Source organism: Paenarthrobacter ureafaciens (assembly GCF_004028095.1).
Classification (GTDB): domain Bacteria; phylum Actinomycetota; class Actinomycetes; order Actinomycetales; family Micrococcaceae; genus Arthrobacter; species Arthrobacter ureafaciens.
Map to the genome: position 1 here is coordinate 297,210 of NZ_SBHM01000006.1, position 25,514 is coordinate 322,723.

At 63.5% G+C, this 25,514-nt stretch carries 24 protein-coding genes, 1 tRNA gene and 1 other RNA gene; 9 read left to right on the forward strand and 17 right to left on the reverse strand.

Annotated features, from left to right (window positions below):
- Positions 1–837, forward strand: coding sequence for an acyltransferase domain-containing protein (locus AUR_RS02465; RefSeq protein ID WP_062097003.1), 837 nt, complete (start codon positions 1–3; stop codon positions 835–837).
- Positions 838–865: 28 nt separating this feature from the next.
- Here the strand turns inward: AUR_RS02465 and AUR_RS02470 are convergent, their stop codons facing one another.
- The 4 genes from AUR_RS02470 to rnpB form a co-directional block, all read right to left on the reverse strand.
- Positions 866–1,666: an HNH endonuclease family protein gene (locus tag AUR_RS02470; RefSeq protein WP_021470720.1), complete on the reverse strand. Its 801-nt coding sequence runs from the start codon at positions 1,664–1,666 to the stop codon at positions 866–868.
- A gap of 130 nt (positions 1,667–1,796) precedes the next feature.
- A complete protein-coding gene (locus tag AUR_RS02475; RefSeq protein ID WP_062097005.1) occupies positions 1,797–2,006 on the reverse strand; it encodes a hypothetical protein in 210 nt (69 codons plus the stop codon).
- Positions 2,007–2,079: 73 nt separating this feature from the next.
- Positions 2,080–3,567 carry a glyceraldehyde-3-phosphate dehydrogenase gene (locus tag AUR_RS02480; protein WP_079941273.1) on the reverse strand — a complete coding sequence of 496 codons (1,488 nt, stop codon included), beginning with the start codon at positions 3,565–3,567 and terminating at the stop codon, positions 2,080–2,082.
- 314 nt (positions 3,568–3,881) lie between these two features.
- An RNA gene (gene rnpB / locus AUR_RS02485) (RNase P RNA component class A) lies at positions 3,882–4,267 on the reverse strand.
- Between the two features lie 57 nt (positions 4,268–4,324).
- Between rnpB and AUR_RS02490 the strand changes: the two genes are divergently transcribed.
- Positions 4,325–5,089: a YaaA family protein gene (locus AUR_RS02490; RefSeq protein WP_128397036.1), complete on the forward strand. Its 765-nt coding sequence runs from the start codon at positions 4,325–4,327 to the stop codon at positions 5,087–5,089.
- Between the two features lie 4 nt (positions 5,090–5,093).
- Here the strand turns inward: AUR_RS02490 and AUR_RS02495 are convergent, their stop codons facing one another.
- Both AUR_RS02495 and AUR_RS02500 read right to left on the reverse strand, forming a co-directional pair.
- Positions 5,094–5,831 (reverse strand): zinc ribbon domain-containing protein, encoded by a 738-nt coding sequence (locus tag AUR_RS02495; protein ID WP_062097007.1) that lies wholly within the window; start codon positions 5,829–5,831, stop codon positions 5,094–5,096.
- Positions 5,832–5,886: 55 nt separating this feature from the next.
- Positions 5,887–6,798, reverse strand: a complete 912-nt coding sequence (locus AUR_RS02500; protein ID WP_062097009.1) for a Nif3-like dinuclear metal center hexameric protein — start codon at positions 6,796–6,798, stop codon at positions 5,887–5,889.
- A 135-nt stretch (positions 6,799–6,933) separates the two neighbouring features.
- Here AUR_RS02500 and msrA point away from each other — a divergent pair, with 135 nt between their 5' ends.
- The 3 genes from msrA (at position 6,934) to epsC (ending at position 9,087) form a co-directional block, all read left to right on the forward strand.
- Positions 6,934–7,458, forward strand: coding sequence for a peptide-methionine (S)-S-oxide reductase MsrA (gene msrA, locus AUR_RS02505; protein WP_021470726.1), 525 nt, complete (start codon positions 6,934–6,936; stop codon positions 7,456–7,458).
- Between the two features lie 67 nt (positions 7,459–7,525).
- Positions 7,526–8,461, forward strand: a complete 936-nt coding sequence (gene cysK / locus AUR_RS02510; RefSeq protein ID WP_021470727.1) for a cysteine synthase A — start codon at positions 7,526–7,528, stop codon at positions 8,459–8,461.
- Between the two features lie 41 nt (positions 8,462–8,502).
- The gene (epsC, locus tag AUR_RS02515; RefSeq protein ID WP_128397037.1) at positions 8,503–9,087 is read left to right on the forward strand and encodes a serine O-acetyltransferase EpsC; all 585 of its coding nucleotides are present in this window, start codon (positions 8,503–8,505) and stop codon (positions 9,085–9,087) included.
- Between the two features lie 166 nt (positions 9,088–9,253).
- Here epsC and gndA read toward each other — a convergent pair whose 3' ends face one another.
- Positions 9,254–10,690, reverse strand: coding sequence for an NADP-dependent phosphogluconate dehydrogenase (gene gndA / locus AUR_RS02520; RefSeq protein WP_128397038.1), 1,437 nt, complete (start codon positions 10,688–10,690; stop codon positions 9,254–9,256).
- Positions 10,691–10,947: 257 nt separating this feature from the next.
- Here gndA and AUR_RS02525 point away from each other — a divergent pair, with 257 nt between their 5' ends.
- The gene (locus AUR_RS02525; RefSeq protein ID WP_031215998.1) at positions 10,948–11,676 is read left to right on the forward strand and encodes a FadR/GntR family transcriptional regulator; all 729 of its coding nucleotides are present in this window, start codon (positions 10,948–10,950) and stop codon (positions 11,674–11,676) included.
- Here the strand turns inward: AUR_RS02525 and AUR_RS02530 are convergent.
- The 3 genes from AUR_RS02530 to AUR_RS02540 all read right to left on the reverse strand — a co-directional run bounded on the left by AUR_RS02530 (position 11,673) and on the right by AUR_RS02540 (position 14,519).
- Entirely contained in the window at positions 11,673–12,722 is a 1,050-nt protein-coding gene (locus AUR_RS02530; RefSeq protein WP_062097011.1) for an L-idonate 5-dehydrogenase, read from the reverse strand. The genes AUR_RS02525 and AUR_RS02530 overlap by 4 nt on opposite strands.
- Complete coding sequence (locus AUR_RS02535; RefSeq protein WP_021470732.1) at positions 12,722–13,492, reverse strand: SDR family oxidoreductase; 771 nt, start codon at positions 13,490–13,492, stop codon at positions 12,722–12,724. The genes AUR_RS02530 and AUR_RS02535 overlap by 1 nt, the downstream gene beginning before the upstream one ends.
- A 67-nt stretch (positions 13,493–13,559) precedes the next feature.
- Positions 13,560–14,519, reverse strand: a complete 960-nt coding sequence (locus AUR_RS02540) for an NAD(P)-dependent oxidoreductase (protein WP_062097013.1) — start codon at positions 14,517–14,519, stop codon at positions 13,560–13,562.
- Positions 14,520–14,586: 67 nt separating this feature from the next.
- On the opposite strand from AUR_RS02540, the gene AUR_RS02545 reads away from it, so the two are divergent.
- Complete coding sequence (locus AUR_RS02545; protein ID WP_062097015.1) at positions 14,587–15,654, forward strand: D-2-hydroxyacid dehydrogenase; 1,068 nt, start codon at positions 14,587–14,589, stop codon at positions 15,652–15,654.
- 270 nt (positions 15,655–15,924) lie between these two features.
- On the opposite strand, the gene AUR_RS02550 is transcribed toward AUR_RS02545, so the two are convergent.
- The 7 genes from AUR_RS02550 to AUR_RS02580 form a co-directional block, all read right to left on the reverse strand.
- The gene (locus tag AUR_RS02550; RefSeq protein WP_043427679.1) at positions 15,925–17,283 is read right to left on the reverse strand and encodes an MFS transporter; all 1,359 of its coding nucleotides are present in this window, start codon (positions 17,281–17,283) and stop codon (positions 15,925–15,927) included.
- A 142-nt stretch (positions 17,284–17,425) separates the two neighbouring features.
- Complete coding sequence (locus AUR_RS02555; RefSeq protein WP_021470736.1) at positions 17,426–18,220, reverse strand: IclR family transcriptional regulator; 795 nt, start codon at positions 18,218–18,220, stop codon at positions 17,426–17,428.
- A gap of 252 nt (positions 18,221–18,472) precedes the next feature.
- Positions 18,473–18,763 (reverse strand): hypothetical protein, encoded by a 291-nt coding sequence (locus tag AUR_RS02560; protein WP_062099226.1) that lies wholly within the window; start codon positions 18,761–18,763, stop codon positions 18,473–18,475.
- Positions 18,764–18,856: 93 nt separating this feature from the next.
- Positions 18,857–18,932, reverse strand: a tRNA-Val gene (locus AUR_RS02565).
- Positions 18,933–18,986: 54 nt separating this feature from the next.
- Entirely contained in the window at positions 18,987–19,916 is a 930-nt protein-coding gene (locus AUR_RS02570; RefSeq protein WP_179014305.1) for an NAD-dependent protein deacetylase, read from the reverse strand.
- A gap of 49 nt (positions 19,917–19,965) precedes the next feature.
- Positions 19,966–20,460, reverse strand: coding sequence for a peroxiredoxin (locus AUR_RS02575; RefSeq protein WP_062097019.1), 495 nt, complete (start codon positions 20,458–20,460; stop codon positions 19,966–19,968).
- The gene (locus AUR_RS02580; RefSeq protein ID WP_021474829.1) at positions 20,457–20,876 is read right to left on the reverse strand and encodes a DUF3052 domain-containing protein; all 420 of its coding nucleotides are present in this window, start codon (positions 20,874–20,876) and stop codon (positions 20,457–20,459) included. The genes AUR_RS02575 and AUR_RS02580 overlap by 4 nt, the downstream gene beginning before the upstream one ends.
- A 383-nt stretch (positions 20,877–21,259) precedes the next feature.
- On the opposite strand from AUR_RS02580, the gene aceE reads away from it, so the two are divergent.
- Positions 21,260–24,040, forward strand: a complete 2,781-nt coding sequence (aceE, locus tag AUR_RS02585) for a pyruvate dehydrogenase (acetyl-transferring), homodimeric type (RefSeq protein WP_206616218.1) — start codon at positions 21,260–21,262, stop codon at positions 24,038–24,040.
- Positions 24,041–24,242: 202 nt separating this feature from the next.
- Positions 24,243–25,487, forward strand: a complete 1,245-nt coding sequence (locus AUR_RS02590) for a PucR family transcriptional regulator (protein WP_021474396.1) — start codon at positions 24,243–24,245, stop codon at positions 25,485–25,487.
- Positions 25,488–25,514: the final 27 nt, after the last annotated feature.

A 25,514-nucleotide genomic window follows, 5' to 3' on the forward strand; every position in this document is an offset into this window, starting at 1 on the left:
GTGGACGCCGCACACCTCACAGGACTCCTCGAACACCTGGACATCAGGGGTGAGGATGCGCTTGAGTGTGCCGGGTTGCTCGCGTCAAAACCTTCACCGGGAGTCAGCGACGCCATCACCGCCATGGAACATAGGCTTGGGACATTCCCTTCGGAGGGCATTCCAACCGCGGGCCAGACCGAAGCAGCGTGGATCGAGGCTTTCCTCCGCTTCGCACCGACCGTTCACGACTACCACCTCGGCCTGGGCATCAACGCAGCGACGTCCTGGGCGTCCTTGGCGGACCTCGGTTTGCAACTGCGCGTCAACCGGCGCGTCCACGGCCGGTTCGGGCTGGACACCTGGGGCTGGATGACGCTGCATATGGCAGGCAATATGTTCCGCCTGGGACGGTTGCAGTTCCACCTTGTCCGCAGCAATGGCAGCGAATCCCCATCGCCATCCACTGCGGCTTCCGGCTGGGAACTGGGCGTGCACATTCCCGAAGACGGGAGCCTCTCCCCCGGGGTAGTCGATCAGGCCTTTGCTGAAGCCCGTACCTTCTTCGCCCAGCACTTCCCGGACAAACCGGTGACTGAGGCCACCTGCGATTCATGGATGCTGGACCCCTATCTCGCGGAGCACCTTTCCGCGGGCAACATTGCCTCGTTTGCCCGGCGTTTCACGGTGAGCCACTGCACCGATGCCCCCGCCGACGCCGTGTATTTCACGTTCCGGCAACGTGGCCTTGAGGGCCTGGAGGCCCTGCCGCGGAAGACTTCCCTGCAGCGTGTGGTCCTGGAAAGAATCGACGACGGCGGAAATTGGCAGCTCGGCCACGGTCGGCTGGCCCTTTAGGCCGCCCGGACGGCCGGCAGCGAAGCCGTCATCTGGGCTGACTCACAGTTTGCTGATCCGGACAGGAACCGAGCACCCGCTTCATGGCGTCTTTCTCCGCCTGGGTGACCCACAGCCGATAAGCTGCTTTGACCGAGATCTGGCGCGCTACGTAGTGGCACCGGAAGTTCTTGTTGGGCGGAAGCCAGGTTGCGGCGTCGCCGGCCCCCTTCTTGACGTTTTGCGGGCCGTCGGCGGCGATGAGGTTCAGGGGATCGTTGGCCAGCAGTTGCCGTTGTCCTGCGGAGAGCTGCTTGGCGCCTTTCTGCCACGCGTCAGCCAATGCCACCACATGGTCGATCTGCAGGGCGGCACTGGTTTTAGGTCCGCGCCGAAACGCCATCTCTACCCCGGTGTAGGGCTCTTGAAGGCGCCCTGCCGTCACCTTGCATGGTGATCCAGCGCTGAACTCCACGGCGCTCAAATCCCTGCGGAGGACGTCGTTGCGGGTATCGCACCCGTTCCGGTCAACGTCCAGCCATGCCTGCCCAAAGGCTGCCCGATCGTAGTCGTTGGCTGTCCCGCGGCCTTTGACCTCCAGCTGTTCAAGCGCTGCAACCGCGCTCCGGGCCGGTACGCGTGCCGCTCCGGGGAGGGGTTTCATCCAGTCCGGATTGAAGACCGGGGCGGCACTGGGTCCGGTGTTCCAGGGGCCCGCGGCTTCGAACTGCCCTGCTGTGAAGAACCAGCCGAGGCCTGCCGCGAGAGCCGCGGACGCCGCTGCGAGAATGGCCCAGGCCAGGCGGTTCCGGCGGCGAGCCCGCGTGTAGGCAGGCCAAGTGCGGCTCAAGGAGGCTCCATCCGGTTGGTGACGTATTGCCCTTTGAGACTAGGACAAAGCACCGACATCGGAGCCTGTATCCACAGTGTGCAGGAGAAGTCACACGGTGGAGCAAGCCATGGGGTGGTTGTCGCCGTGGCTACTGTTCGCGCATGACGCGCCGCAGGTCGTCGGCGGCAACTTCCAGGAGAGTCCGCAATTGTGCAACGCGTTCATCGGAGACGTCCCCGGCGGCGTTGGCCTTGACTGCCTGGTCCAGAAGTTTCTGTGCCTGCTTGTGGTTTGCCTTCGCGACATCCAGCGCGTGTTCCAGCGTGGTTTCGTGTTCCAGCGTCGATTCGTTTTCCATGCACCCATTGTGGGCAGGTTTCCCGGCCGATTCCAGTGATCCGGCCGGGAAACCCCTGTCTAAGTACCGATGCTTAGGCGTTGGCTGCCTCAAGCACCGCAATGGGAGCGACCACGTCACGCGCAGGGAACGACGGCGGGTTGACCCCTGCCATCTCTTCCATCACGCGTACCACCTGGCAGGAGTACCCGAATTCGTTGTCGTACCAGACGTAAAGAACGAGGTTCTTGTCGGTGGAGATGGTGGCAAGCCCGTCAACGATGCCCGCACGGCGGGAACCAACGAAGTCCGTGGAAACGACGTCCGGGGAGTCGATGTAGTCGATCTGCTTCCGCAGCTGGGAGTGCAGCGACATCTCGCGGAGGTAGTCGTTGACCTCGTCGCGCGTGGTGCTCGTGGAGAGGTTGAGGTTCAGGATAGCCATGGACACGTCCGGGGTAGGAACGCGGATGGCGTTGCCCGTCAGCTTGCCCTGCAGCTCCGGGAGGGCCTTGGCAACGGCCTTGGCAGCACCCGTTTCGGTGATGACCATGTTGAGCGCGGCGGAACGTCCGCGGCGGTCGCCCTTGTGGAAGTTGTCGATCAGGTTCTGGTCGTTGGTGAAGGAGTGCACCGTCTCAACGTGGCCGTGGACGATGCCGAATTTGTCGTTGATGGCCTTCAGGACCGGAGTGATGGCGTTGGTGGTGCAGGAAGCGGCGGTGACGATCTTGTCTTCGTCAGTGATGTCGCCCTGGTTGATGCCGTGCACGATGTTCTTCAGGTTGCCCTTGCCCGGAGCAGTCAGGAGCACGCGGGCCACACCCTTGCTCTGCAGGTGCTGGGACAGTCCCTCGGCGTCGCGCCAGCGGCCGGTGTTGTCCACTACCAGGGCATCCTTGATGCCGTAGGCCGTGTAGTCCACCGTGGCGGGGTTGTCCGAGTAGATGACCTGGATCTGGACACCGTTGGCGGTGATCGTGTTGGCTTCCTCGTCCACGCGGATCGTGCCCTCGAAGGAACCGTGGACCGAGTCGCGGCGCAACAGGCTGGCACGCTTGACGAGGTCGTTGTCCGCGCCCTTGCGGACCACGATGGCGCGCAGGCGCAGGCCGTGGCCACCCCCGGCCTTCTCGATCAAGATGCGTGCCAGGAGGCGGCCGATGCGCCCGAAACCGTAGAGTACGACGTCCGTGCTGGTGCGGTTGTCAGCGCCGCGCTTGCCGACGATGTCCGCCAGTTCGGTACGGAGGAAAGCGTCCAGGGACGCACCTTCACCTTCGGCACGGTATTTCTCGGTGAGGCGTGCGATGTCGATTGCTGCCGCGCCGAGCTCCAGCTCAGCCAATGCATTCAGCAGCGGTGCAGTCTCTTCCAACTGCAGCTCAGTGTTGCTCATCCGACGCGCGAAGCGGTGGGCCTTCAGGATGTTCATGGTGGACTTGTTGATCAGGCTACGGCCGTGGATGCTGGTGACCACGTTGTTTTCCCGGTACAGCCGGCCGATCACCGGAATCATGGCTTCGGCGAGGGCCTCCCGGCCCATCCACTTATCAAGACAAGAATCTGACGTCTGGCTCACAGAACTACCTTCCTTGGGTCAACCACATACGTCCTCGTATGCAGATGGCGTCGGCCGCCCGGAGTAGTCCTGCGGCACATGCGCCGCAGGCTTCGGTCCACCCGCAGCGCCTTGAACGAGAGCAAAGAAAATCCGCCGGCTGCGAACGCAGACCAGCGGCAGAACCTCTACGTTCGCTAACCATTCTAGGGCGCCACAGGCGCCACTTCCTCGCCGAGGGGCGTGAAATCACTCACAGCGGCGTCACAATCGGAAAGCAGGGCAGGCACAACCGAAAAGGTGCAGCCACCGCTGCAGGAAGTGCAGGGAGAGAGTGGATGGGTTGGCCGATACGCCGGGTTCTGTCATCCCCTGCCGTTGCCGGCAGAGGAGTGGCGGCCATCCATCTACGAACGCCGTTGCCGACGCCCTCCAGCAGCCTACCCGGACACTCGGGCGAGCAGCCCTCGAACGTGTCCTGTCTGGCCTTGCTCCGGGTGGGGTTTACCTAGCCTCCCCGGTCACCCGGGGAGCTGGTGGTCTCTTACACCACCGTTTCACCCTTACCTGCGCTTGGTGCGGGCACCAGAACGCGGGCGGTCTGTTCTCTGTGGCACTGGCCTGCGGGTTACCCCGAGTGGGCGTTACCCACCACCCTGCTCTGCGGAGCCCGGACGTTCCTCGAGCCACTTGCGTGGCGCGCGACCGCCTGGCCAACCCATCCGCCCTTCAGTCTACCGGCGTCAGGCGCCCGCCCTGTCACCGGTAATATCGACGGGTGCTGATTCCCCTGCCGCCTTCCGAAGGCAAGACCCCCGCTGCCAAAGGCCCTGCCATTGATTGGGAGGCGTTGAGCTTCCCGGAACTGAACCCCTACCGGGCCAAGGTGCTGGACGCATTGGGAACGGTCAGCGCCCACGAGGACGCCCTCGCCTTGCTGGGCGTCGGCGCCTCCTTGCGGGACGACGTCGAACGCAATACCCGGCTGCACGCCGAACCGGCGGCGCCTGCCCACCAGGTCTATTCGGGCGTGCTGTATGACGCATTGGGCTTTGGCACCATGACACCGACCCAGCGACGGAAGGCAACGGAGTCCATCCTGGTGGTCTCCGCCCTGTGGGGCGCCATTGGCTTTGGCGACCATGTGCCCGCCTACCGGCTGTCCATGGGAACCGCACTGCCCGACGTCGGACGCCTCGCCTCCTACTGGAAACCCCAACTGACGGCCGCCCTCGCCGGCCGCACCGAGGGGGAACTGCTGGTGGACTGCCGCTCCAGCACCTACGCGGCTGCCTGGGCTCCCCCGCCGGCGCAGACCGTCTCTGTCAACGTGTTCACGGAGGCCAACGGCAAGAGGACCGTGGTAAGCCACTTCGCCAAGCACACGCGCGGCGAACTGGCCAGGCACCTGCTGACACGTCGCGGAAAAACACCGGCCACACCTGTTCAGCTCCTCAAAGCCACCCAGGAGGCGTGGACCGCCGAACTTGTTGAGGGCACTGCACGCAAACCGCACGCGCTCAACATCATTCTGAGGGGCTAGTCGACTAGTTCCACTCGGCGGACCGGACCAGGATGCATCCCGAATCCGGGCAGAAGACGATCTCGTCCTCGGCGGCTGCTTTCACTTCTGCGAGGTCGCCGGGGCTGAGTGTCATGCCGGACCCCTCGGACTTGCCGTGGAAGAGCCGGGCCGCACCTACGCCGCGCTTGGCAATGGTCTTTTCGTAGATCGCGAGCATGGTGGGGTCCAGGGTCTCCGCAAAAGCTGCCCGCTGCCCGCGGACAACCGCCTCTTCCGCGGCAACCTCCGCGATGGCTTCATCGAGTTCGGCCCTGATGGCACCAAAAGATCCTTGGATGTCGTCCACGATCGCCTGTTGCGCTGCCTGCCGTTCCCGCAGTCCGTCCAGGCGTTCAAGGATCTCCAGCTCGATGTCTTCCAGGTCCGAGCGGCGCTTGTTGAGGGAGGCGATATCGTTCTGCAGCGCAACCAAGTCCTTGGAAAGTCCTGTTCCGCTGTTGAGCCGGGCCTCGTCCCTGTCAATCCGTGAAACCACCTGCTCCACGTCAGCTTCCGCGCGGCGCAGCTCCGCTTCGGCGTCGTGCACGGCCAGCTTGGCCGCACCGAGTTCGCCGTTGGCCACGGTGAGGGCATCAGTCAGGTCCACGATCCGGGGATCCGTCTCCAGGACCTTCCGGCGTCCGGCCAGCGACTTCAGCTTGGCGTCTAGTCCCTGCAGATCAAGCAATTTCAGTTGTTCTGCCGGTGCTGCTTTCGCCACGCTTACCTCCGCTGGTCTGTGTTTTCCCTACGGTTTGCCCGTATGTTCCTAGACTCTAGTCCCCGCCGGGAGTCAGGATGAAGTCCCAGGGATCGCTGTTGGTGCTGCTGACGCGGATCTCGACGTCGAAGCCCTGGTCCATGAGCACGTTGCCAAGCGCTTCGGCCGCGACGGGAAGCCACAGCCATTCGCTGGCGAAATGCGAGACGTCAATGAGGTAAGGCCTGCCATTCACCGCACCTTCGCGGGCTTCAGAGGCAGGGTGGTGGCGCATGTCCGCGGTCACGTAGACATCGGCGTGGTTGGCGCGGACGGTGTCGAACAGGCTGTCACCTGCCCCGCCGCAGACGGCGACCCGGCGCACCAGGCCGTCCTTGTCGCCTGCCACCCGAACACCGCCGGCCACTGCCGGCAGCATCCCGAACACCCTTGCGGCGAAGTCGCCGAGCGTCATCAACTCGGGCAGGTCCCCCACGCGGCCGATCCCTTCTTCAGGCAAGCCGTTCGCCGCGGTTGCCAGCGGCGTGACGTTGTCCAGGCCCATGGCATCGGCCAGCACATCAGATACTCCTCCTACGGCCGAGTCCCCGTTGGTGTGCACAGTGAGCAGTCCCGTTCCGGCCTCAATGAGGCGGTGCACGGCCAGGCCCTTGGCCGAGGTGGCAGCGACGGAGTTCACCCCTTTGAGCAACAGCGGGTGATGGGTTATGAGGAGTTCGGCGCCCCATTCGATCGCTTCATCAATGACATCCAGGGTGGGGTCAACAGCGAAGAGGACTTTGGTGACCGGAACATCGGGGCGGCCAACAACCAGCCCCACCTCGTCCCAGTCCTCCGCGAGGGATTCGGGCCAGAGTTCCTCCACTGCCAGCAGGACCTGGCCCAGGGTCGGTTCCCCGTTCGCGTCGATCGTGCCGGCTTCATCGCCGGTGTCCCCGTTGGAATGGGCGGTGTCTACTGCTTCCATGCTCTTATTCTTACCTACGCAGCCGGATCAGTCAGGGTCCGGCCACGGGCCAAGGTGCAGGAGGCTGCTCGATTCCGTCACCGTCCCGTAAGGTGTTGCGGGAATCATCACGCCCTGCGAGCCATTGAAGAGATCATGAAAACTTTCGTACTTGGCGGCGGCTGCTTCTGGTGCCTTGATGCCGTTTACCAAAAGACCCGCGGTGTCAGCTCGGTTGTCTCCGGCTATACAGGCGGCCATCTGCCCGATCCCGACTACTACGAGGTGTGCTCCGGAACCACCGGGCATGCCGAGGTGGTGGCGGTGACCTTTGACGAAGCCTCGGTTCCGGAAGAGGTCATCCTCGACATGTTCTTCGCCCTGCACGACCCCACCACGTTGAACCGCCAGGGCTACGACGTGGGCACGCAGTACCGCTCCTCGATGTTCTACACCACCACAGAGGAGAAGATCCTTTTCGAGGAAGCCATTGAGCGCGCCCAGGCATTGTGGTCGAATCCGATTGTTACGGAAGTTACCAGGCTGGGTCATTTCTACGATGCAGAAGATATCCACCAGAACTACTACGCAAAATTCCCGAACCAGGGCTACTGCCAGGTGATTATTAACCCGAAGCTGGCCAAGGCCAGGAAATATTACTCCGCATGGCTAATTGCTTAGCGGGGTTTCCGCCCCGCTGGTTAGGCTGACCTCAGCAATCCCTCTTCAGAGATAGGCATACATTTTCATGGCAAGGATCTACGACGACGTCACCCAGTTGGTCGGACGCACCCCGCTTGTCCGGTTGAACCGCCTTACCGAAGGACTTGACGCCACTGTTGCGGTCAAGCTGGAGTTCTACAACCCGGCCAACAGCGTCAAGGACCGCATCGGCGTGGCCATCATCGACGCCGCCGAGAAGTCCGGTGCCCTGAAGCCCGGCGGCACCATCGTCGAAGGAACCTCCGGAAACACGGGCATCGCCCTTGCTTTGGTGGGCGCAGCCCGCGGCTACAAGGTCATCCTCACCATGCCGGAGACCATGTCCACGGAACGCCGTGTCATGCTCCGCGCCTACGGCGCCGAAATCGTCCTCACCCCGGGTTCCGAAGGCATGCGCGGTGCGGTGGAGAAGGCCCAGGAAATCGTAGCCAACACCGAGAACTCCATTTGGGCACGCCAGTTCGCCAACGAGGCCAACCCCCAGGTGCACCGTGACACCACGGCCGAGGAAGTCTGGGCAGATACCGACGGCGAAGTGGACATCTTCGTTGCGGGCGTCGGCACCGGCGGCACCATCACCGGCGTCGGACAGGTCCTGAAGGAACGCAAGCCCGGCGTCCAGATCGTGGCCGTCGAACCCAAGGACTCCCCCATCCTGAACGGCGGCGCCCCGGGCCCGCACAAGATCCAGGGCCTTGGAGCGAACTTCGTTCCCGAAATCCTGGACACCAACGTCTACGACGAGGTGCTCGACGCCACGCTCGAAGATTCCGTCCGTGTTGCCCGCGAACTCGGTGCCCGCGAAGGCATCCTGGGCGGCATCTCCTCCGGCGCGATCGTGTGGGGCGCACTGGAACTGGCCAAGCGCCCCGAAAACGCCGGCAAGCTGATTGTGGCTGTGGTCTGCGACTTCGGCGAACGTTACATCTCCACCGTGCTGTTTGACGATATCCGCGGCTGATCCTTCGCCCGCACCCACCCCGTTCCTGTAGAAAGGTCTTTGTGAGTTTCTTCGCAAGGCTTAAGGAAGACCTCGACGCCGCCCGGTCCCACGACCCGGCGGCTCGAGGTTCTTTTGAGAACTTTTTCGCCTACTCCGGCCTGCACGCCATTTGGGCCCACCGGCTGACGCACAAGCTGTGGCAGAATCCGGCCCTCCGTTTTCCTGCCCGGCTGATATCACAGCTGGCCCGGTTCATGACCGGTATCGAGATCCATCCCGGTGCCACGATCGGGCGCCGTTTCTCCATTGACCACGGCATGGGGGTGGTGATCGGAGAGACCTCTGAGATCGGTGACGACGTCATGATCTACCATGGGGTAACGTTGGGCGGCCGTTCACTGGCCAAGGTCAAGCGGCACCCGACCATCGGTGACCGGGTCACCATCGGCGCGGGGGCAAAGGTGCTGGGTCCCATCACGATCGGTGCGGACAGCGCCATCGGCGCCAACGCCGTGGTGGTGAAGAACGCTCCCCCGGAGTCCATCATCACCGGCATCCCCGCCACGTGGCGGCACAGGGATGCAAGGTCGGAGACCAAGCCGGCGGTGGACCCCGCCGAGTACTACATCGAATACCGGATCTAGCAAGCACGGTCCGGAAGAATCCCGGCGCCCCGGGATCCCTCGCCCCACGGCAGGGATCCCGGGGCGTTTGTGCCTTCACGGCCCGGGAGATCGATGCGCCCTGGGACGGCAAAGGCCGGTTCCTCCCGGTGTGTGCGGGAGGAACCGGCCTTTGCGTTGAACGTGGTTAGTGGGTGTCCACTGCCGAGATTTCGGACTTGTCCTCGCCCCACAGCGTGTGGAACGTGCCCTCGGCGTCGACGCGGCCGTAGGTGTGGGCACCGAAGAGGTCGCGCTGGCCCTGGATCAGGGCAGCGGCGACGCGCTTGCGGCGCAGGCCGTCGTAGTAGGCCAGGGAGGAGGAGAAGACCGGTACCGGGATACCCAGCTGAACGGCGGTGGCCACAACGCGGCGCCATGCCGGCAGTGCCTCAGCGATGGCCTTGGTGAAAGCCGGCGCGAAGAGCAGGTTGGCGGGCTTTTCCTCGGCGGCGTAGGCGTTGGTGATGTCCTTGAGCAGTTCAGCGCGGATGATGCAGCCTGCGCGCCACAACGAGGCGATCTCGTCCAGCTTCAGGTCCCAACCGTATTCCTTGGCGGCAGAGGTCAGCATGTCCAGGCCCTGGGCGTAGGAAACCAGCTTGGAAGCGTACAGCGCCTGGCGGACATCCTCGACGAACGTCTCGGGGATTTCGACGGCGGCTTCCGCCCCTTCCAGCAGCTCCTGGCCTAGCTTGCGCTGTTCAGCCTGCGAGGACAGTGCGCGGGCGAAGACGGACTCGGCGATGCCGGACACCGGCGAGCCCAGCTCGAGTGCGGAGATAACAGTCCAGCGGCCGGTGCCCTTCTGGCCTGCGGCGTCAACCACAACATCCACGAAAGGCTTGCCGGTCTTGGCGTCCACGTGGCCAAGGACCTCGGCGGAGATTTCAATCAGGAAGGAGGACAAATCGCCCTTGTTCCATTCAGCGAAGATCTTGGCCTGTTCGGCCGGTTCGATGCCTGCACCAGAGCGCAGGAGATCGAAGGCTTCGCCGATGACCTGCATGTCGGCGTATTCGATGCCGTTGTGGACCATCTTGACGAAGTGGCCTGCACCGTCGGTGCCGATCCAGGCGCAGCACGGTTCGCCGTCGACCTTGGCGGAGGTCTTTTCCAGCAGCGGGCCGAGCGCGTCGTAGGACTCGCGGGAACCGCCGGGCATGATGGACGGGCCGTTGAGCGCGCCTTCTTCGCCTCCGGAGACACCGACGCCCACAAAGTGGAGGTCCTTCTTGGCCAGCGCGGCTTCCCGGCGGCGGGTGTCCTCGTAGTGCGAGTTACCGGCGTCGATGATGATGTCGCCGGCTTCGAGCAGCGGCTCAAGCTGTTCGATGACGTTGTCCACGGGGGCACCGGCCTTGACCATGATCAGGACACGGCGCGGCTTCTCCAGCGAGTCGACAAGCTCCTGCAGCGTCTCCGTGCGGATGAAATCGCCCTCTGACCCGTGCTTTTCAAGGAGCGCGTCGGTCTTCTCCACGGAACGGTTGTGGAGTGCCACGGTGAAGCCGTTGCGGGCAAGGTTGCGGGCAAGGTTGGCGCCCATCACCGCGAGGCCGGTGACACCGATGTGTGCTGACATCAAAACTCCAATTCGATCGTGCATAGTCCTGCAGGCAGCAGGAAGCGATTTCGTTAACAGGGGCTGTAATAAACCATACGTATTAAATTCGCGGGCCGGTAGCCTGGCTCACGTTGTGGGACAGCGCCGCGTCATAAAACAGTCTAAGATGACGCGGCTTTCCGGTGCGGGCGGCACGAACGTGCCGTACGTGCCGAACAGGGCCGAAGCAGGCGGCCTGCCTTCCGGGCGGACTATGCGCCACTATGCTTACCACTATGTCAACCAGCCTCCACCACCGCGCCGTCGAGCATCTGGGAACCCGGATCGTGGGTGGCACCCTCCCCACAGGCCACGTCATGCTGGCCGAGCACTTGGAAGAAGAGTTGAATGTCTCCCGTTCCGTCGTGCGCGAAGCAGTTCGGGTGCTCCAATCGCTGGGACTGGTGGAAACCATCAAGCGGGTGGGCATCAGGGTCCTGCCTGCCCACCGCTGGAACCCCTTCGATCCCCTGGTCATCCGCTGGCGGCTGGCCGGTGAAGCCCGTGGCGCCCAGTTGCGGTCGCTGGCTGAGCTGCGCTCCGCCGTCGAGCCCGTAGCTGCCGAACTGGCCGCCGGCAACGCACCGGACGCCCTGCGGCAAGAGCTCATGGACATCTCCCTTGCCATGCGGGAAGCGGGCGACGCCGGGGACACAGCCCGCTTCCTGGAACTGGATATCCGGTTCCACGCCTTGGTGCTGTCCGGCTCAGGCAACGAGATGTTCGCCAACTTGATCGGCCAGGTTACTGAAACGTTGACCGGCCGCACCGTTCACGGCCTGATGCCTGAGCACCCGCAGCAACAGGCCCTGCAATGGCACATCGATGTTGCCGAGGCGATCCATGCAGGAGACGGCCCCCGGGCCCGGGAGGCCTCGGATCAGATCATGCGGCACACCATTGCGGAGCTGGCCCCCATCTGGGAAAGCCAGCCCCGCGTGTTCGTTCCCGTAGCCAGGACCTAATCCCGGAAGTTCAGCAGTACCTTCCCGGATTCTGCTGAGTTCTTTGCCACCTCAAACGCTTCGAGGCCGTGGTTGAGGTCGAATTCGTGCGTAACCACGGGGTCCACGGCCAGCGAGCCGTCGGCCAACGCCGTAATGACCTCGTCGATCTCGTCGTTGAAGCGGAAGGAACCGAGCAGTTCCAGTTCCCGGGTAATGGCCAACGAAATGAAGACCGGCTGGGGACCTGAGGGCAGCAAGCCCACCATCACCACCTTGCCTCCCCTGGTGGCCCCCTTGATGGCCGACACCAGCCCGAAGTGGCTGCCCGAGGACTCGATGACGATGTCGGCGTCGACGGCGGCAATGGCCTCGGCGTCGTCGCCCTTCAGAACCGCATCCGCGCCTACCGCGCGTGCTATCTCCAGAGGCTTGTCATGCATGTCGACGGCGACGATCCGCGACGCGCCGTTGCGCTTCAGCACCGCAACAGCCAAGGCGCCGATCGGCCCGCTGCCGATCACCAGGGCAGTCTTCCCGGCAACATCCCCGGCGCGCGCTACGGCGTGCCAGGCGACGCTCGCCGGTTCCACGAGGGCGGCCGTCCGGAGATCCAGGTTTTCCGGCAAGGCCCGCAGCATCCTGGACGGAAGGTTCGAGTAGCGGCTGAAGGCGCCGTCAGTGTGCGGGTACCGCGCAGCACTGCCCAGGTAGGTGCAGCCAGGAGAAAGGTTCGGCCTGTCCTCCGGATACCGGACGTCACCCGGGGCGGGAGTGGCAGGGTGGACAGCCACCGGCGTGCCGGCTTCCGGACCACTGCCGTCCGCCGCCTGCTGGAGGACGACCCCGACGATTTCGTGGCCAAGGACCATTGGTTCCTTGAGGATGGACTCACCGGCTGCGCCATGAAGCCAGTAGTGCAGGTCCGATCCGCAGATTCCCCCGTAGGCGATCTCAACAATCGCTTCGTCGGGTGCGGGGCGGGTCAGCGGAAGGTCTTCGATACGCAGGTCGCCCTTGCCGTGGGCCACCACAGCGGGTCCGGATGCTGGAAGCGTGATGCCCATCAGACCACCACCGTCATTCCGCCGTCGACGAAGATCGTCTGGCCGTTGACGAAGTTGGAGGCCTGCGACGCCAGCCAAACAGTGGGTCCGGCGAGGTCAGCCACCGTGCCCCAGCGGTTGGCGGGCGTCCTGCCCAGGATCCACGAGTTGAAGTCTTGGTCGTCAACCAGGTTCTGGGTCATTTCCGTGTGGATGTATCCCGGTGCAATGCCGTTGATTTGCAGCCCGGAAGCTGCCCATTCCGCGGTCATGGCGCGGGTCAGGTTCCGCAAGCCGCCTTTGGCCGCAACATAGGGCGCGATGGTGGGGCGGGCGAGGTCGGTCTGCACCGAGCAGATGTTGATGATCTTGCCGCTGCCCCTGGGGATCATGTGCCGGGCAGCTTCACGGCCCACCAGGAAGGCGCTGGTGAGGTCGGTGGTGATGACGCGTTCCCAGTCCTTGACGTCAAGGTCGAGCATGGGAACCCGGTGCTGGATGCCGGCATTGTTGACCAGGATGTCCAGTGGGCCGACGTTCTTCTCGACCCAGTCCACGCCCTCAGCGGCGGAGGCAGCGTCGGTGACATCGAAAGCCCGGCTTTGGACCCGTCCTTCGGGGTAATCGGCGGCCATTGCCTGCTGCGCAGCCTGAAGCCGCTCGCTGTTGATTCCGTTCAGCACCACCGTCGCCCCGGCATCGGCAAGGCCCCGGGCGAGGGCGTTGCCGATCCCCCGGCTTGAACCGGTGACCAGCGCAACGCGGCCGGTCAGATCGAATAGTCCACTCATGGTTATGTTGATTTCCTTCGTGTTCGGGTCCGGCAAGGGCTTGTTCGTGCCGGTCGGATGGGATTTGTTAGCTGTTGGCCGGCGACCCGGCGGCCGGTGACCCGGCCGGCGGTGACCAGGCGGGAATGGCGCCCAGGTTGGCGACGGTTTGCCGGACAACGGCCAGGTCCTGGTCACCCAGCCCTTGGCGCTTCAGTTCGGCGTAAAGCTCAGTGGCGGCCGTCGCGATAGGGACAGCGGTCCCGGCTGCCCGGGCGCTGTCCAGGACAAAGCCGAGGTCCTTGTGCATGAATTTAGCGGGACCCGTGGGGTGGTAGTCCTTGGCTGCGAGGCGGGGTCCAATGACCTCCAGGACACGGCTTCCCGCCAAGCCGCCGGACAGGACGTCAAACAGGGCTTCCACATCCATGCCCGAGTGTTCGGCGAGTTCCGCCGCCTCGGCGAGTGCCGCCGTCGTACTTCCCACGATCAACTGGTTGCACGCCTTGGCGAGCGACCCGGATCCCAGTCCGCCCATGCGCCGGACCGTGGAACCCATGGTCGAAAAAAGCGGGTGAAGCCGCTCGAAGTCCGCCTCGGATGCGCCCACCATGATGGCGAGCGTCCCCTGCTGCGCGCCCACCGTGCCGCCGCTGACCGGCGCATCCACCACTACGGCTTTCCCGGCACTGGCCTCGGCCACGGTGTCACCGAACCGTCGGACTTCGATCGGGGAGACACTGCTCATGATGACGACGGCGGTACCTGCTGCCGGGGGCACGGCCCGCCACGCGGACAGCAGGCCAGTGGCTGCGTCCTCGATGAAGGGCAGGTCAGGCAGCATGAACACGATGACCGGCTCATCCCGCAGATCGCCGACGCTGGCCGCGCGCTTAATGGCCGGAACCGCGTCGAAGGCGCCTTCGGACCTGTTCCATCCCGTCACGTCCCAGCCGCCCGCAGCCAGGTTCGCGGCCATCGGAGCCCCCATCAGGCCCAGGCCTACGAAGCCTGCCCGCCTGCCGGGAGCCGATCCGGTGCTGTTCATGGGTTCGCCCTCACTTCTTCGTGGTCATATCGGAGAAATCTGTTCAATATCCTAGCCGTCATTCAGTATGATGAACACTATGACGACTGATGAACTTACCATCGCGATCGCTGTGCCCCTCGAAGCTGAGTACGTAGAGCAGATCCGTGCTGTTGACCCTTCCGTGACCGTCCTCTACGAGCCGGACCTGCTGCCCCCCGAGCGTTTCCCGGCCGACCACGCCGGCGACCCCCGCTTCGAGCGCACCCCTGAGCAGGACGAGCGCTACTGGTCGATGCTGAACAAAGCCCAGGTTCTGTACGGCTTCCCGAACGAGAGCCCGGCGGGCCTGGCCAGGATCGCCGAAAGCAACCCCCGCCTGCAATGGATCCACGCCATGGCCGCGGGAGCAGGCGGCGCCGTCAAGGCATCGGGCCTCGATCCCGAAACCCTCCGGAAGTTCCACGTCACCACCTCAGCGGGCGTGCACGCGCTCCCCCTCGCTGAATTCTCCGCTTTCGGCATCCTGAACGGGTTCAAGCGCAGTGCTGAGTTGGCCCAGGACCAGGCTGCCAAGGTGTGGCCTGAGCTGCGGACCCCCACCAGGCTTGCCAATGGCTCCAAGGTTGTCATTGCAGGCCTCGGCGAGATCGGCATGGAGACGGCACGGATCGCACGGGCCCTTGGCATGAAGGTCAGCGGCACCAAGCGCAATGTCGAAGCCATTGAAGGAATCGACGAGGTCACCACCAACGACGGACTCGCCGGCCTGGTTGCCGACGCCGACGCCGTGGTCAACACCCTGCCCGGCACCCCCTACACGGAGAAGCTTTTCAGCACCGGGATCTTCTCCGCAATGAAGCCCGGGACAGTGTTCGTCAACGTTGGGCGCGGCACGGTAGTGGACGAGGACGCGCTGCTCGAAGCCCTCAACAACGGGCAGGTCTCCTATGCTTGCCTCGACGTTTTTGCTGTTGAGCCGCTCCCCCGGGACAGCCCGCTCTGGAGCCACCCCAAGGTGCTGGTGTCCCCGCACACCTCAGCACTCAGCGCTGCCGAGAACCGCCTCATTGCAGAACGCTTCTGCAGCAACCTCCGCAAGTTCATCGACGGGGAGGATCTCCCGCACCTCGTGGATCCGGTGCACTTCTACTAAACCCGCGCCACCAACAAAGGCTCCAACCCCCGGACTGAACCGGCCGCCGGGGGTTGGGGCCTTTTGCTGTGTGGCCCACCGCGGCGGGTTCGCGGGAATTCTGCGGGCACCCAGGGAAACTTCGCGCCGCACGGCAGCTTTCCGGCGAACACGTGGGCCCGCGAACGCCAGCTTTCCCGCGAACGCGTGGGCCGGCTCCCGTGGAAAGCAATGGCACACGCGAAAGGGCGGCTTCGCCGTGCGAAGCCGCCCTTTCAGGGGTTTACAGCCCTACTTGGCGTCCTCCGTGCTGACGAGGTCGCGTCCCACCGTCTCCGGGGTGAAGAAGGTGGTGACGAAGGAGATCAGCGCCAGGACAAGCGAGTAGATGGCAAGGACCAGCCACGAATGGTTGGTGGCCGCCAGCAATACTGCTCCAAGCAGCGGGGCGATGCCGCCGGCGATGACTGCGGAAATTTCCCGGCTCATGGCCACGCCGGTAAACCGGTACTGCGAACCAAAGAGCTCAGGAAGCAAGGGGCACTGCGGGCCGAGCATGGACTGTACGCCGATCGCGATGCCCACTGCCATGACAATCCATACCAACGTGACGTTGCCCAGGGTGACCAGGTAGAAGGCCGGAACAGCAATGATCGCCTGGAAGAGGGCACCGTAACGGTAGACCGGAACACGGCCGAACCTGTCGGACAAAGCACCGAAGGTAACCACCAGGATGGCTGCGAAACCTGCGGCAATCAGCAGGCCGACAGGGCCAATGGAGTTATTGCCCGCGAAAACACCGGCCGGCATGCTCATGAACGACACCAGCAGGGCCGAGTAGATGGAAGAGTTGCCGTTTTCTCCCATACGGAGCCCGATGCCCACCAGGACGTTCTTCTTGGAATGCTTCCACAGCGCACCGATGGGGTTCTTGACGACGTTCTTGTGCTTCTCAAGTTCCTGGAAAGCCGGAGTTTCCTTGAGCTTAAGGCGAATGAAGACCGCAACGATGATCAGGATGAAGCTGGCCAGGAAGGGAACGCGCCACAGCCAGCCTTGAAGGACCGAGGTGTCCGCCATGGCAATCAGGGCAAACGTGCCGGCGCCCAGGAGCGTGCCGAGCTGGATACCCACGAACGGCAGGGAGGCGAAGAACCCACGACGGCGGCGCGGGGCCACTTCCGAGATCAGCGTCGTTGCGCCGGCCTGCTCCGCGCCGGCACCGAGGCCTTGGATGATCCGGAGGGTCACCAGCAGAACTGCGCCCAGCATGCCCGCCTGTTCGAACGTGGGGAGCAATCCGATGGCGAAGCTGGCGGTGCCCATCAAGGCGATGGTCAGGATCAGTACCATCTTCCGGCCGAACCGGTCACCGATGAAGCCGAAGATCAGCCCGCCGAAGGGACGCGCCGCGAATCCGACGCCGTACGTCGCGAAGGACGCGATGAGGGCGCCGTCCGGCCCCAGAGGAGCAAAGAACAACGGCCCGAAGATCAAGGCCGAAGCCAAGCCGTAGATGTAGAAGTCGTAGTACTCCAGAGCGGAACCTACGGAACTGGCCAGCGTTGCCCTTCGAAGCTGGTCCGGTTCTACAACCGCGTCGTCAGCCTCCGCTGCGAGCTTTGCATTGGTTTGAGTAATCACAAGCACTCCCTCAACATCACGCGAGGCCCCCGTTGGCCCGGCGAGATAGTGATGGCTTCAACCGCCAAGGTCACTATACTGAACAGCGTACAGCGAGTTGAATCACATGCCAATATTGAAATCAGATTTATTTGCAGGTCGGAGCTTGTCAGCCCATAGGGTTGCCCAGGGATCGGGCCAATTCTTTCAGCTCTTTGACCATGAGCGCGCCCTGCTCTTCGGAATAAGTGGCCTTCAGTGCTGTCACCGACAGTCCAAGGCTGGGTCCATGGGCGCCGTGAGTGGGCACCGGCACGGCCAGGCAAACGACGCCGACGGTCGACTCCTCATCCTCGAAGGCGAAGCCTTGCTTCCGTATGGTCGCAATCTGGGCCTTTAGCTCCTCGGCCGTCCTGAGGGAATTTGCCGTCATGACCGGCAGTGCCATGCCGTCCGGGAACATGGCCTCAATGTCGTGGTCGTGGAGTTGGGCAATCAGCGCCTTGCCCACGCCGCACAGGGACACGGGCATTTTGTCGCCGATGTTGGATGTCAGCCGGACAGCGGGGTGGCCCTCATAGCGGGCCAGATAGATGACGTGGTCACCGTCGAGCATGGCGATGCGCACGGTCTCCCCGGAGAGGGTGGGCGCTTGCTCGCAGTACTTGTAGAACTCCTGGACCTCATCAAGACGGCTCAGATACGCAGCGCCGAGTTCAACGAGCTTGCGCCCCAACGCGAAATCGGCTCCTTGGCGGGTGATAAGTCGCGCCTCTTCCAGGGCAAGCAGCAGATTCGAGGTGGAAGATTTGGGAATCCCCAGCTCCCTGGCGAGGTCACTCAAGGTCAGTCTCCCCGAAGGGGACCCGGCGAGGGCGTCCAGCACTGCGGCAGCCCGGGTCACGGCCGGAGCCGGCGACGATGCTCCCAACCCTTCTGAACGGGCGGTTCGGGAATCAGCCATGATTCTCCTTCGTCGTTGGATCCTGCTGTTCAGTCTGCTGAACAGATCCCATCATAGTGGGTTTTGGAGAGTGAGAACCTACGATTCCCGTCCCGGCGGTTCCGGCAAAAGACACAGAACTGCCCATTGCCGTGATTGCTTTCCATTCATCCGGAGTTCGCTGTATATTCTTTTTCGAGCTCTCCACCGCGGCATCCCCCAATAGTCGCGGTGGAGAGCTCAGCCATTTCCAGGGAAACAGCGGGTCCTGCCTTAGGCGACAGCGTGCATTTCTTCCCTGATGCACCACCCTCCGCCGGCGCCGTCGCGCACGAGTTCCCATGTGGCCAGGGCCGAACCCGGGTTGCCACCGAGGCGGACCTGGACCTGGCACACTTCAATGTCCACCCTGCCCTGCCCGCGAGGCATGCGCTTGGCGGTCTCCCACCAGGCCACCCGTTCAAACCAGCGAACGGGCTCGACCGCTATCTGCCATTCCCTGGCTCCCCGCACCACCGACTCGGGGGTGCCGTCAGCTGTGTTACGTATATAGACGTGCTCCATACCGAGGACACTAGGGGCAGGTACTGACAGGATTGCTGCCGGCAAAAACAAACCCCCGGCTTCTTCCAATGGGAAGATGCCGGGGGTTTTATGTGGTGGGTCCTACCGGGATCGAACCGATGACATCCACGGTGTAAACGTGGCGCTCTACCAGCTGAGCTAAAGACCCTTGCTTGGTTCCGTACGTTCAGCACGTCAACCAACGAACAACGACTCTACATGATCATCCGGCAGAATGACCAATCGAACGTTCCGCTTGATCCAGATCGGGCAAATGCCCCGCCAAATAGCTCAACGCTCCGCTGACGCCCAGGTCCAGCTTCAGCGTTGCGAACTCATCGCCACGGGTGATGCCCCTGTTGATGATGACCACCGGCTTCCCCGCCTTGGCAGCATGGCGGACGAACCTCAGCCCGCTCATGACGGTTAGAGACGATCCGGCCACCAAAAGGGCGCCGGCGTCGTCAACCATGCCATAAGCCCGCTGAACACGATCCTTGGGGACGTTTTCACCGAAATAGACAAAGTCAGGTTTGAGGGTTGCCCCGCAGACGGGACAGACGGCCACCACAAAGGACGTGATGAGTTCCGGATCTTCCACGGTCGCATCCGCATCAGGAGCCATCTCCACCACGCCGGCCTCGACGGCTTTCTGGACAAAGCCCGGGTTCAGCTCCTCGAGGATGGCGGCGAGCAACTTCCTGGAAAAGGTGTGGCCCTGCTCCAGGCAGATGACTTGGTCGAAGCGTCCATGGAGGTCCACCACGTTGACGCTGCCTGCGTCTTCGTGGAGCCTGTCGACGTTCTGCGTAATGAGTCCGCTCAGGAGGCCGCGCTGTTCCATGGCTGCCACAGCGGCATGGCCCACGTTCGGATTGGCGCGGCGCAGATGCGACCATCCGATGTGGTTGCGGGCCCAGTACCGCCGGCGGTTTGCCGCGCTGCGGACGAACTCCTGGTAGGTCATGGGCTTTCTTGGCGCCGATCCCGGTCCCCTGTAATCAGGTATTCCGGAATCCGTACTGAGGCCTGCGCCGGTGAGGACAGCCAGTCGCTTGCCTGCCAGGACCCCATGCGCTTCTTGCAGCCCGGCAACCTCGGCTGGTTCCAAAGCTTCCATGGGTGCGGGGTCCTGGCTGGCGAAGCCTGTCATGCCCACGCCGGGCGTCACGTTGCTCACAGCCGGCCCGGGAGGTGCACTGCTACTGCTCCGCCAAGGCAGACAGCGCGGCACGGTATTCTTCGAGGTCGCGTGCTTGCCCCCGGGGGTTGACTACCACGTAGCGGACGATGCCATCTGCATCGATGATGAACGTTCCCCGAAGAGCCATCCCGCTGTCTTCGTCGAAAACGCCATACTGACGGGCTACTTCCCCGTGGGGCCAGAAGTCGGCCAGAAGATCAAACCCGTAGCCCTCTTTTTCGGCGTAGGCGCGCAAGGAAAACTTACTGTCCACGGAGATGGCGAGCACTGCAGCGTCAGCGTCGTCAAAGGCCCCGATATTGTCCCGGAGCTCACAGAGTTCACCGGTGCAGATTCCTGAGAAAGCAAAGGGATAGAAAACCAGGACCACGTTCCGGCCCCTGAAGTCCGACAACCGGATGGGCTCGCCGTATTGGTTGGACAACTCGAAGTCCGGCGCCGGTTCCCCGGCCGCAGGTACAGTCGCCGGGAGGGATTCGCGTACTTCCGTCACTTGTTCTTCTTTGCCACGAGCCGGGTGGCACTCCAGTCCTTGGAAACTCCGGCCGAGGTTGTCAGGTGGAGCCCGGACGTGGGCGCTGCATCCTGGATATCGGCCGGGGAGACGTAATTGGGACGGCCGGACTTGGGCGTCAGGACCCAAACCACTCCGCCCTCCTTCAAAGTGGTGAGCGAGTCCATCAGGGCATCCACCAGGTCACCGTCGCCGTCGCGCCACCAGAAAATCACGGCATCGACGACGTCATGATCGTCTTCATCCAAGAGTTCTGATCCGGTGAAATCCTCGATATCGTCACGCAAGTCGAAGTCGACGTCGTCGTCATAGCCGCGTTCCTGAATCAGATCCCCATCTTTGAAACCCAATCTTTCCGCCACATTTACCGATGTGGCGGCGTCGGCCTCGCTCACGTTTCCTCCTTTTGAAGTGACTTCCATTACTAAAGCCAACACCCTTTGGGCGCCCGCTTCAAGCCGTCGCAGCTGCGGGCGGCCACTTTCCACCTTACTCCGAGGGCTTTTGCCCGCGCGGAAACTCCGTGTATCCGGCCATGCCACACGTCCGGGTGTGACATACAACGCCTGTGAACGGGTGCGGCTACGCATACCAGCGCCGCGAAAGCTAGAGTGGCCATGAGCGCTTTGGCTGCAGGGCGACCGCCCCGAAGAAATCCACTATGGACAGCCATTCGCTCACAAGACCTGCCCGGCGCATCCGACCGGGCTGTTGAAACCGAGATGTCGCACACGACGCGTTCATGACGGGCAGTTACCCTGCCGGACCTGAGGCGCCGATGGATGCGCCTAAAGGAAGGTTGGACGTGGCTGCAGGAGAAGAGACCTCACACATCCTCAGCGGGTTGACTGCCCAGCTGCCTGATCGTGATCCGGAAGAGACTGCGGAGTGGATTGAGTCCCTTGATGCGTTGATCGCTGAGCAGGGTACTGAGCGTGCGCAGTTCATTATGCGTTCGTTGCTCCAGCGTGCCGGTGCCCGGAGCGTGGGTGTTCCGATGGTGACCACTACTGATTACGTGAACACGATTCCGGTGGATCAGGAGGCTGAGTTCCCGGGTAATGAGGAGTTCGAGCGCCGGTACCGGGCGTATATGCGGTGGAACGCGGCGGTGATGGTTCACCGGGCGCAGCGCTCCGATATCGGGGTGGGCGGGCATATTTCCACGTACGCGGGCGCGGCGACGTTGTATGAGGTGGGTTTCAATCACTTCTTCCGCGGCAAGGACCATCCTTCGGGCGGGGACCAGGTGTTTTTCCAGGGCCACGCGTCCCCGGGCATGTACGCGCGTGCGTTCATGGAAGGGCGGTTGAGCGAGGAGGATCTGGACGGGTTCCGGCAGGAGAAGTCCAAGGAAGGCCATGCCCTGTCTTCCTACCCGCACCCGCGCCTGATGCCGGGGTTCTGGGAATTCCCGACCGTGTCGATGGGTATCGGCCCGATGAACGCGATCTACCAGGCCCAGTCCAACCGGTACCTGCATAACCGCGGGATCAAGGACACCTCCGACCAGCAGGTCTGGGCGTTCCTTGGTGACGGGGAAATGGACGAGCCCGAATCGCGGGGTTTGCTGCAGCTGGCAGCGAACGAGAACCTGGACAACCTGAACTTCGTGATCAACTGCAACCTCCAGCGCCTGGACGGGCCGGTGCGCGGCAACGGCAAGATCATGCAGGAACTCGAAGCGTTCTTCCGCGGCGCGGGCTGGAACGTGATCAAGGTCGTCTGGGGCCGGGAATGGGACTCCCTCCTGGAAGCGGACCACGACGGTGCGCTGGTCAAACTCATGAACGAAACCGCCGACGGGGACTACCAGACCTACAAGGCCGAATCCGGCGGGTTCGTCCGCGAACACTTCTTCGGCCGCACCCCGCAGACCAAGGACATGGTCGCGGACCTGAGCGATGAACAGATCTGGAACCTCAAACGCGGCGGCCATGACTACCGCAAGGTCTACGCCGCGTACAAGGCAGCGACCGAGTTCAAGGGCAAACCCACCGTCATCCTGGCCAAAACCGTCAAGGGCTACGGCCTGGGCCCGCACTTCGAGGGCCGCAACGCGACCCACCAAATGAAGAAACTGACCATGGAAGACCTCAAAGCCTTCCGTGACCACCTGCGCATCCCGATCAGCGACGAACAACTCGACGCGGACCTCTACCGGCCCCCGTACTACCACCCCGGCATGGACGCCCCGGAAATCCAGTACCTCATGGAACGCCGCAAAGCACTGGGCGGATTCCTGCCCGAACGCCGCCCCGGCCACACCCCCGTGACCCTGCCCGAAGCCAAATCCTACGACATCGCCAAACGCGGATCCGGGAAACAACAAGCCGCGACCACCATGGCCTTCGTGCGCCTGCTCAAAGACCTCATGCGCGATAAAAACTTCGGCCACCGCCTCGTCCCGGTCGTCCCGGACGAATCACGCACCTTCGGCATGGACGCGTTCTTCCCGACCGCGAAAATCTACAACCCCAAAGGCCAGAACTACCTCTCCGTGGACCGCGACCTCGTCCTGGCCTACAAAGAATCCCCCGCCGGACAACTGATCCACCCCGGCATCAACGAAGCCGGAGCCGTCGCAGCATTCACCGCCGCCGGAACCTCCTACGCCACCCACGGCGAACCCCTGGTCCCGATCTACGTCTTCTACTCCATGTTCGGCTTCCAACGCACCGGAGACTCCTTCTGGGCCGCAGCAGACCAAATGACCCGCGGCTTCATCATCGGCGCCACCGCAGGACGAACCACCCTCACCGGCGAAGGACTCCAACACGCCGACGGACACTCCCCCCTGCTCGCCTCCACCAACCCCGCCGTGCGCACCTACGACCCCGCCTACGGCTACGAAATCGGCCACATCATCCGCCACGGACTCGAACAAATGTACGGCGACGACGCTGACGCGGATAAGAACGTCATGTACTACCTCACCGTCTACAACGAGCCCATCACCCAACCGGCCGAACCCGCCGACCTGGACATCAACGGACTCCTCAAAGGCATCTACCAACTCGCCCCCGCACCCGAAGGGGACCCGAACCGGCCCACCGCACAAATCCTCGCCTCCGGCGTCTCCGTGCCCTGGGCCCTGGAAGCCGCCCGCATCCTCAACGAGGACTGGGGCGTCGCCGCGGCCGTCTGGTCAGTAACCTCCTGGAACGAACTCCGACGCGACGGACTCGCCGCCGAAGAACACGCCTTCCTCAACCCCGGCCAGGAAACACCCACCCCCTTCATCACCGAACAACTCCACGGCCACAACGGACCCGTCATCGCCGTGTCCGACTACATGAAAGCCATCCCCGACCAAATCCGCCAATACATCCCCAACGACTTCGCCTCCCTCGGAGCAGACGGCTTCGGCTTCTCCGACACCCGCCAAGCCGCCCGCCGCTACTTCAAAAACGACACCCACTCCATCGTCACCAAAACCCTGCAACTTCTCGCCGCCAAGGGCGAAGTCGCAGAAGACGCCACGGAGAAGGCCATCGCGAAGTACCGGCTGCTTGACGTCAACGCCGGCACCACCGGAGGCGCAGGCGGGGAGGCCTGACCTTTCGCCAAGGCCCAGGCCAGTCCCCCGGCTGGCCAAGCCCGGCAACAATCCGCACGGCGGCTTCCACCGGAAGGTGGGGGCCGCCGTCGGGCTTTAAGCACGCCGTTTGCAGCGCCACGCGGTGACGTGAGCCGCACCATGCGAAGTTGTAGCCTTCGCACAAATGGAGCTTGGTCTTGATGCACCGTATGCTCATTCCATGGCCGAGCCCACCAAGACCACTACCAAGCGCAAAGCAGCCCCGCCGGCGGTGTCCCCGGAGAAGGCCGAGACCTTGCGCCAGCTCCGCGCAAACGTGGGACAACTGTCCACCAGCACCATGCGACAGCTGGAGAAATCACTGCCCTGGTACAGCCGGTTGAGCTCGGACGAACGCTCCGCGCTGGGACTTGTTGCGCAAAACGGCATCGCGGCTTTTGTGACCTGGTATGAGCGGCCGAGTTCCCCGTCCTGGATCCTGACCGACGTCTTCGGCAACGCGCCTACCGAACTGACTCGCTCCATCAGCCTGCAGAAAGCGCTGCAGCTGATCCGGATAGTGGTGGAGGTAGTGGAGGACCAGGTTCCGGTCATCGCACCGGAGTCCGACCAGCCTTCCCTGCGCGAAGCAGTGCTGAGGTACTCCCGCGAGGTGGCTTTCGCTGCAGCCGACGTGTATGCCCGCGCGGCCGAATCCCGCGGTTCGTGGGATACCCGGCTGGAAGCGCTGATCGTGGACGCCATCCTCCGCGGCGAGAACACGGACGCCCTGCGCTCCAGAATCGCGGCGCTGGGCTGGAAAGCCCAGGAGAGGTTCACGGTGATGGTGGGCAATTCCCCTTCAGAACCGAGCGCCAGCTATGTCAGCGAACTCCGCCGCACGGCCGGACGTTTCGCGGAGGACGCCCTGGTGGGAATCCAGGGCGACCGTTTGATCCTCATTCTCGGCGGAGTCCAGGACCGGGACACCGCCTATGTAAAACTGAGCGAACTCTTTGCCCCCGGCGCGGTGGTGTACGGCCCCGAGGCCAGCTCCCTGCTCGAGGCCAGCAGTTCCGCCCAGGCCGCCTTCGCGGGACTGACCGCGGCCCGTGCATGGCCGTCCGCTCCCCGGCCGGTAGCCGCCGACGACCTGCTGCCTGAACGTGTTGTCTCCGGAGATGACGCAGCGCGAAGGTCCTTGATCAAGAACATCTACCGCCCCCTGCTGGCCGCCTCGAACGGGCTGGTTGAAACCCTGGGCACCTACCTTGAGCTGGGACATTCGCTGGAAGCCACGGCGCGCGAATTGTTCGTCCATGCCAACACGGTGCGCTACCGTTTGAAGCGTGTTTGCGACGTGACGGGCTGGGATCCCCTGCTGCCGAGGGAAGCCTTCGTGCTCCAAACCGCCTTGGTGGTGGGGCGCCTTTCAGCCCAACCGAAGGCCGCTGCCGACCGTCACGCATCGCGTTCACAGAACTGAACCGTTGTAGACTTCCTACAAACTGAC

Bases quoted from the DNA above. Each gene is read 5' to 3' on its own strand.
- AUR_RS02500 (WP_062097009.1), bottom strand. From the start codon at position 6,798: ATGGAAGCAGTAGACACCGCCCATTCCAACGGGGACACCGGCGATGAA.
- AUR_RS02475 (WP_062097005.1), bottom strand. From the start codon at position 2,006: ATGGAAAACGAATCGACGCTGGAACACGAAACCACGCTGGAACACGCG.
- AUR_RS02530 (WP_062097011.1), bottom strand. From the start codon at position 12,722: ATGGGCATCACGCTTCCAGCATCCGGACCCGCTGTGGTGGCCCACGGC.
- aceE (WP_206616218.1), top strand. From the start codon at position 21,260: ATGGATGCGCCTAAAGGAAGGTTGGACGTGGCTGCAGGAGAAGAGACC.
- AUR_RS02535 (WP_021470732.1), bottom strand. From the start codon at position 13,492: ATGAGTGGACTATTCGATCTGACCGGCCGCGTTGCGCTGGTCACCGGT.
- AUR_RS02590 (WP_021474396.1), top strand. From the start codon at position 24,243: ATGGCCGAGCCCACCAAGACCACTACCAAGCGCAAAGCAGCCCCGCCG.
- AUR_RS02540 (WP_062097013.1), bottom strand. From the start codon at position 14,519: ATGAACAGCACCGGATCGGCTCCCGGCAGGCGGGCAGGCTTCGTAGGC.
- AUR_RS02560 (WP_062099226.1), bottom strand. From the start codon at position 18,763: ATGGAGCACGTCTATATACGTAACACAGCTGACGGCACCCCCGAGTCG.
- cysK (WP_021470727.1), top strand. From the start codon at position 7,526: ATGGCAAGGATCTACGACGACGTCACCCAGTTGGTCGGACGCACCCCG.
- AUR_RS02525 (WP_031215998.1), top strand. From the start codon at position 10,948: ATGTCAACCAGCCTCCACCACCGCGCCGTCGAGCATCTGGGAACCCGG.
- AUR_RS02570 (WP_179014305.1), bottom strand. From the start codon at position 19,916: ATGACAGGCTTCGCCAGCCAGGACCCCGCACCCATGGAAGCTTTGGAA.
- msrA (WP_021470726.1), top strand. From the start codon at position 6,934: ATGAAAACTTTCGTACTTGGCGGCGGCTGCTTCTGGTGCCTTGATGCC.
- gndA (WP_128397038.1), bottom strand. From the start codon at position 10,690: ATGTCAGCACACATCGGTGTCACCGGCCTCGCGGTGATGGGCGCCAAC.
- AUR_RS02555 (WP_021470736.1), bottom strand. From the start codon at position 18,220: ATGGCTGATTCCCGAACCGCCCGTTCAGAAGGGTTGGGAGCATCGTCG.
- AUR_RS02545 (WP_062097015.1), top strand. From the start codon at position 14,587: ATGATGAACACTATGACGACTGATGAACTTACCATCGCGATCGCTGTG.